This window comes from Luteimonas terrae (genome assembly GCF_004358165.1).
GTDB classification, from domain to species: domain Bacteria; phylum Pseudomonadota; class Gammaproteobacteria; order Xanthomonadales; family Xanthomonadaceae; genus Luteimonas; species Luteimonas terrae.
The window spans coordinates 127,152-134,272 of sequence record NZ_SMTG01000007.1; the positions used below are offsets into that span (position 1 = coordinate 127,152).

Below are 7,121 nucleotides of genomic sequence, written 5' to 3' on the forward strand. Positions count from 1 at the left end.
CTATCTCGCCGGAAGATCACGCAATTCTCACGGTCCGCCGGAGCCGCCCATGTACCGACCGTTCCTGCGCTGGCTCGACCGCGCGCCGGTCTCCGGGCCGGTCGACCAGCGCAATGCGCGCGTGATCCAGATCCTGCTGCTGTTCCTGGGCATCACCGTGCCGGCGACGGTCGGTTTCGCGATCGTCTCGAGTTGGCCGATGCTGCGCAGCGGCGGATTGCCGTGGCAGATCATGGTGTCGCTGGCGATGAGCCTGTCGATCGGGCTGATCGCGCTGGGCGGCGTGGCGCTGATCCGTCGCGGGCATTTCCGCCTGTCGGTGAAGCTGCTGATCGGCGTGCTGCTGGCGGTGTTCGCGGTGAACATGGCGCTCAACGGTCTGCAACGGCAGATTCCCGACCAGCTCGCGCAACTGTTGATCATGCTGCTCAGCGGACTGGTGCTGGGGCGGCGCGCGTTGTGGACGAGCTTCGCGCTGCTCACGGCCAGCGTGCTGATCGGTGCGGTGCAGGATGCGCAGGTGCTGTTCGCGGACACGCCGAGTCGTGCGTTCTACAACGTGCCCTCGGTGCTGTTCACGTATCTGATCGTCGCGGTGCTGATCGACCGCACCACCGAGGCGCTGCGCGAGAGCCTGCGCGAATCGAACGCACGCGGCACGGCGCTGGAGCAGGAGATCCGCGAGCGCGAGCGCACGCATGCGCAGCTGATCCATGCGCAGAAGAAAGAGATCACCGAGCGCATGGCCAGTGGCATGGCGCACGACTTCAACAACATCTTCTCGGTCATCGCGGGCTTCTCGGCCGAACGCCACGAGGACGACGGCGGCAGTGATGCACAGCGCGCCGCGCAGCTCGAGAGCAGTCTGGAATCGGTCGAAGCGTCCGCACGGCGCGGCATGGCGATCAGCCGCCGCCTGCTGCGTTTCAGCCGGCGCGACGACACCCAGGCCGAGGTCTTCGATGCGGGCGAAGCGATCGATGCGCTGCAGCCGATGCTGCGCCAGCTGCTCGATGCGCAGATCGTGCTGCGCTTCGAGCGCGATGCCGGCCCGCTGCCGATCCTGTTCGACCGCAGCCAGTTCGAGCTGATGCTGCTCAACCTGGCCTCCAACGCGCGCGATGCGATCGGCGGCACGGGGCTGTTCGAGATCGAGGCGCGCCGGGGCGCGGGTGCCGTGGTGATCCGCGTGCGCGACGACGGTGCCGGCATGTCGCCCGCCGTGGCCGCGCGGGTGTTCGAGCCGTTCTTCAGCACCAAGCCGGCCGACAGCGGCACGGGCCTGGGGCTGGCGGTGGTGCATGAACTGGTCACCAAGGCCGGGGGCACGATCACCGTTACCAGTACGCCGGGGACGGGCACGGACTTCCGGATCGCGTTGCCGCTCAGCCGCCCGGATTGAGCATGTAGCCACGGCCGTGCACGGCCGTCAGCGGCAGTTCCTCGCCGCAGCGCGTGCGTGCCTTGCCACGCAGGCGATGGATCATCGAATCGATGCGGTGCGCGTCGAAGTCGTGCACCTGGTCGGTCAGCGCTTCGATCAGCGCTTCGCGTGAGACGAGTTCTCCGGGCGTGTCGAACAGGCGCCGGCACAGGCGCCGCTCGCTCTGGGTCAACGCGGCGGATCCGCCCGAAGGCGACAGCAGGCACCAGCCGTCGTCGCTGAGCCGCCAGTCGCGCACGGCCTCGCGCGTGCCGGTGGGTGCGGTCGTGTCGATCCTGCGCGCCAGGCTGTAGAGCGTGGCGGCGAGCAGGTCGATCTCGACCGGCTTGGTCAGATACGCATCGGCGCCTTCGCTGAGCCCGCGCACGCGATCGCCGGTGTCGGCGCGACTGGTCAGCATCACCAGTCCGAGCAGCGGCCGCGTCTCACGCAACGAACGCGCCAGACTGAAGCCGTCGCCATCGGGCAAGCCGACGTCGAGCACGACCAGATCGACCGGATGTGCGTCCAGATGCGCGCGCAGGGCGGCGATGGTCTCGAAGCCCGCGGTGTCGAAGCCGAAGCGCTGCAGGCCTGGCAGCAGGATGCGCTCGCGCAGCATCGCTTCATCCTCGAGCACGGCGACGCGCAGCGCGGCGGAAACGGTCATGGCGAACGGGAGCCGGTCATCGTGGGCGGCATCCTAGCCCCATGCCTGCAGCGTGGACAAACCGGATGCACACAAAAAAGCGGGCGCCGGCCTTCCCCGCCGTCGCCCGCTGCCCCGCCTGCCTGCGGCGCATCCGTCACGGATGCGCCACCCGATGGCTCATTTCTCGTAGGCGGACTCGCCGTGCGAGACGATGTCGAGACCTTCGCGTTCCTCGTCCTCGGTCACGCGCAGGCCGACGACCGCCTTGACCAGCAGCATCACCACCGCGGTCACCACGGCGCACCACAGCACAGTGAACGCCACGCTGACGAACTGCACCCAGACCTGCGCACCGATCGCCAGGTCCGCCTCGGTGCCGCCCAGCGCCTGCGCGCTGAAGACGCCGGTCAGCAGCGCACCGACGATGCCGCCGATGCCGTGCACGCCGAACACGTCGAGGCTGTCATCGGCGCGCAGCAGACGCTTCAGACCGGTGACGCCCCACACGCACAGCGCGCCTGCGGCCAGACCGATCACCAGCGCGCCCATCGGACCGACGGTGCCGGCGGCCGGCGTGATGCCCACCAGGCCCGCGATCGCGCCCGATGCCGCGCCCAGCGCCGAGGGACGGCCCTTGGTGAAGGCTTCGACGATGCTCCAGGCGACCACCCCCGCGGCCGTCGCGACCATGGTGTTGAGCATGGCCAGCGACGCACTGGCATCGGCGGCGAGCGCGGACCCCGCGTTGAAGCCGAACCAGCCCACCCACAGCAGCGACGCGCCGATGAAGGTGAAGGGCACGCTGTGCGGCTTGATCGCCTCCTTGCCGTAGCCCAGGCGCTTGCCGAGGAAGTACGCGCCCACGAGGCCGGCGACGCCGGCGTTGATGTGCACGACCGTGCCGCCGGCGAAATCGATCACGCCCTTGTGCGCGAGAAAGCCGCCTTCGCCGCTCCACACCATGTGCACCATCGGCAGGTAGGCCAGCGTCACCCACAGGATGGAGAACAGCAGCACGGCCGAGAACTTGATGCGCTCGGCGAAGGACCCGACGACCAGCGCGGTGGTGATGCCGGCGAACGTCGACTGGAACACGATGAAGAGAAACTCCGGCAGGCCACCCGCATCCGTTTCGGCGGTGATGCCGCGCAGGAACGCCTTCTCGGTGAACGAACCGAAGAACGCGTTGCCTTCCGTGAATGCCGCGCTGTAGCCGTAGGCCACCCACAGGATGATCACCACCGAGAACACCACCAGCACCTGCATGATCACCGACAGCACGTTCTTCGAACGCACCATGCCGCCGTAGAACAGCGCCAGCCCCGGCACCACCATCAGCAGCACCAGCAGCGTGGACGTGAGCATCCATGCCACGTTACCGCTGTCGAAGGTGACGGCCGCGGTCTCGACGGGCGCCTCGACCACGACGGTCGCATCGACCACCGCACCGGTGACCTCCGGCGCGACGTCCTGCGCCATCGCGATGCCGGCGACACCGGACAGCGCGAACGCACACAACAGCATCAGGCACACCGCCTGCATCCGGGTCTTCCACCCGCGGAATTCGATCGTCTTCATGTCTGGAATCTCCGTGGGGTCAGAGCGCGTCGGCGCCGATTTCGCCGGTGCGTATGCGCAGGGCCTCTTCGAGCGCGACGACGAACACCTTGCCGTCGCCGACCTTGCCGGTGCCTGCCGCGTTGGTGATCGCCTCGATCGCCGCCTCGAACACGTCGTCGCTGACCGCGCATTCGATCTTCAGCTTGGGCAGGAAATCGACGACGTACTCCGCGCCGCGATAGAGCTCGGTGTGGCCCTTCTGCCGGCCGAAGCCCTTGACCTCGGTGACGGTCAGGCCGGTGACGCCGGCTTCGCCGAGCGCCTCGCGGACCTCGTCGAGCTTGAACGGGCGGATGATCGCGATGATCAGTTTCATGTGGGTCTCCAGATGCGCGCGCGCCGCGTCAGAACGACTTGGTGACGGCGAGGGTGAGGGTGTCGTCGGGACCGACGAGATCGTTGTCGTTCCAGGCCACGGCGATGTCGAAGCCGTTGTCGAAGGTCTTGCCCACACCGACCGACCAGAACGCATAGGTGCCGGTCCCCGCGGTGCCCTTGACCCACTGCTTGCCGGCCGCGCCGTTGAGCGACCAGCCCGGCGCGAACGCCCAGCCCATGCCGAGATCGAGGTTGGTGCTGCCGTCGGAGTCCGGAATGCCGAACAGGTCGGTGAGGGCGTAGGCATACTTGGCGCTGAGGATTCCCCAGCTCAGGCCCGCGTAGGCCTCGGTGGTGTCGGCCTTGTTGAAGCCGGCCGGATAGCTGCCCGGGTACCAGTAGTGCACGGCGCCAACGTCCCAAGCGAGGCCACTGTCGCCAAATTCACTGCGAAAGCCGGCGTAGCCGTCGAGTTCGAGCTGGCTGGAGATGTCGGGATCGGAATCGGACAGCCAGCTGATGCTGCTGCCCCAGGTGCCGGCGTAGAAGCCGCTGTCGTGGGCCCATTCGACGCCGCCCTGCAGGGCCGGCTTGCCGTCGGTCTGGGTGATGCCGCGGAACAGGTAGTCGCTGGTCAGCGTGATCGAGCCGGAGACTTCCGCGTGCGCGGCGCCGGCGGACAGCAGACCCGCGCACAGCAGTGTGGCGAGTGCGTTCTTGCGTGACGTCATGACAGGCTCCTCAAATGAATGAAAAAGCCCTCCCCGGTCATTGCGTGCTGCGGCGTGATTGTTTTTCTCGCAGCTGGAATTTCCGGTCGCGGCGTGCCCCCTGGCTGCCGTGACCGCGGCGATGCGCATTGCGCTTGACCGATGCCCGTTCCCTCGGAACCTGCTGGAACTCCTGGGTCGCGGGGCGGCGACGCAACCGACCGTGGGGGAGGGAGGCGCCGCCGCTCGCGCGGGGTGAAACGACGAAGGGCCTGCCACGCGGCAGACCCTTCGAAAGTGCGTCAGATCGCGTAGTACATCTGGTACTCGAGCGGGTGAGTCGCGCCGCGGAACGCGGTGACTTCCTTCATCTTCAGCGCGATGTAGGCATCGATGAAGTCGTCGGTGAACACGCCGCCGGCCTTGAGGAACTCGCGGTCCTTGTCCAGCGCATCGAGCGCCTGGTCGAGCGAGTGGCACACGGTCGGGAAGTTCTTCTCTTCCTCCGGCGGCAGGTCGTAGAGATCCTTGTCGCTCGGGCCGCCCGGATCGATCTGGTTCTTGATGCCGTCCAGACCCGCCATCATCAGCGCGGCGAAGGTCAGGTAGCCCGACTGCATCGGATCGGGGAAGCGCATCTCGATGCGGCGTGCCTTCGGGTTGGCGACGTACGGAATGCGGCACGAGGCCGAACGGTTCGATGCCGAGTAGGCCAGCATCACCGGTGCTTCGAAGCCCGGCACGAGACGCTTGTAGGAGTTGGTCGAGGCGTTGGTGAACGCGTTGATCGCACGCGCGTGCTTGAAGATGCCGCCGATGTACCACAGCGCGGTCTGGCTCAGGCCGCCGTAGCCGTCACCGGTGAACAGGTTGGTGCCGCCCTTGGCGAGGCTCTGGTGCACGTGCATGCCGCTGCCGTTGTCGCCGACGATCGGCTTGGGCATGAAGGTCGCGGTCTTGCCGTTGCGGAAGGCGACGTTCTTGACGATGTACTTGAGCGTCTGCAGCTCGTCGGACTTGGCGACCAGCGAGTTGAAGCGCGTGCCGATCTCGCACTGGCCGGCGTTCGCGACTTCGTGGTGGTGCACTTCGACTTCGATGCCCACCTGCTCGAGCGTCTTGCACATCTCGGCACGGATGTCGTGCAGCGAGTCGAGCGGCGCGACCGGGAAGTAGCCGCCCTTGATGCCCGGACGGTAGCCGCTGTTGCCGCCCTCGTATTCCTTGGCCGAGTTCCAGTGCGCTTCTTCCGAATCGATGTGGAAGAAGGTGTGGCCCATCTCGTTGCCGTAGCGCACCGAATCGAAGATGAAGAACTCGGGCTCCGGGCCGAAGAAGGCCTGGTCGGCGATGCCGCTGGACTTCAGGAACGCCTCGGCCTTCTTGGCGATGCCGCGCGGGTCGCGCTCGTAGGCCTGCATCGTGGTCGGGTCGAGGATGTCGCAGGTCAGCACCAGCGTCGGATCGGCCGGGAAGGGATCGACGAACGCGGTGGACGCGTCGGGCAGCAGCACCATGTCGGAGTTGTGGATGCCCTTCCAGCCGCTGATCGACGAGCCGTCGAACATCTTGCCGTCCTCGAACAGGCCCGGTTCGATGATCGACTTCGGGAACGTCACGTGGTGCTGGACGCCGCGCATGTCGGTGAAGCGCAGATCGATGAACTCGATCTTGTGGTCCTTGATCAGCTTTTCGAGATTCTCGGTGGACATCGGAAACGACCGCCTTGCAGGGTGAGGATGTGCCTGTGACCACGCAACGCGCGTGCCAACTCTCGAAAGCCTTTCTGATCAATCGCTTATCGAAGATCCAACCAGATCGAAGCATCCATTCACGTACATGATTGGTGCGTTATCGATCCAGATGCACCGTGCTGGTGCATCAGCGCGGCAGCGGCAAGCCGCGGTCGGCCTTGACCGTGCGCAGCACGAAACTGGAGTTCACGTCGTCGACCGCCGGCTGGTTGAGCAGGCGATCGAGCAGGAAGCGCGAGAAGTGCTCGAGGTCGCGCACGACGACCTGCAGCAGGTAGTCCATGTCGCCGGTCAACGCGTGGCAGGCGACGACCTCATCCCAGCCGTTGACCAGCGTGGCGAACCCGGCGACCGCGGCGCTGTCGTGATGCTTGAGCTGCACGCGCACGAAGGCCTGCAGGCCAAGGCCCAGATGCTCGGCGCCGAGTTCGGCGCGGTAGCCGGTGATCACGCCGTCGCGCTCCAGCCGCTGCACGCGCCGCAGACACGCCGAGGGCGACAGGTGCACGCGCTCGGCCAGGTCGGCATTGGTCAGCCGACCGTTGCGCTGGAGTTCGGCCAGCAACAGCAGGTCAGTGCGGTCGAGATCGGAGGCGGCCATGATCGTTGTCCAATTTGGTCTATCTACGCACGATTATTGCGCG

Annotated in this window: 7 protein-coding genes; 1 reads left to right on the forward strand and 6 read right to left on the reverse strand. The window is 66.8% G+C overall.

The features are described from left to right. Positions 1-49: 49 nt before the first annotated feature. Positions 50-1,402 (forward strand): sensor histidine kinase, encoded by a 1,353-nt coding sequence (locus E2F49_RS15085; protein WP_133394653.1) that lies wholly within the window; start codon positions 50-52, stop codon positions 1,400-1,402. Here the strand turns inward: E2F49_RS15085 and E2F49_RS15090 are convergent. From E2F49_RS15090 to E2F49_RS15115, 6 genes are all read right to left on the reverse strand, one after another. Continuing rightward, positions 1,386-2,093, reverse strand: coding sequence for a response regulator transcription factor (locus tag E2F49_RS15090; RefSeq protein ID WP_133394654.1), 708 nt, complete (start codon positions 2,091-2,093; stop codon positions 1,386-1,388). The genes E2F49_RS15085 and E2F49_RS15090 overlap by 17 nt on opposite strands. Before the next feature lie 159 nt (positions 2,094-2,252). Next, positions 2,253-3,653, reverse strand: a complete 1,401-nt coding sequence (locus tag E2F49_RS15095) for an ammonium transporter (RefSeq protein WP_133394655.1) — start codon at positions 3,651-3,653, stop codon at positions 2,253-2,255. A gap of 19 nt (positions 3,654-3,672) precedes the next feature. After that, the gene (locus E2F49_RS15100) at positions 3,673-4,011 is read right to left on the reverse strand and encodes a P-II family nitrogen regulator (RefSeq protein ID WP_133394656.1); all 339 of its coding nucleotides are present in this window, start codon (positions 4,009-4,011) and stop codon (positions 3,673-3,675) included. 28 nt (positions 4,012-4,039) lie between these two features. Beyond that, positions 4,040-4,744 (reverse strand): TorF family putative porin, encoded by a 705-nt coding sequence (locus E2F49_RS15105; protein ID WP_133394657.1) that lies wholly within the window; start codon positions 4,742-4,744, stop codon positions 4,040-4,042. Positions 4,745-5,025: 281 nt separating this feature from the next. Then, a complete protein-coding gene (gene glnA, locus E2F49_RS15110; protein WP_055250649.1) occupies positions 5,026-6,435 on the reverse strand; it encodes a type I glutamate--ammonia ligase in 1,410 nt (469 codons plus the stop codon). Between the two features lie 169 nt (positions 6,436-6,604). Beyond that, the gene (locus tag E2F49_RS15115) at positions 6,605-7,078 is read right to left on the reverse strand and encodes an Lrp/AsnC family transcriptional regulator (RefSeq protein WP_133394658.1); all 474 of its coding nucleotides are present in this window, start codon (positions 7,076-7,078) and stop codon (positions 6,605-6,607) included. Between the last annotated feature and the right edge of the window lie 43 nt (positions 7,079-7,121).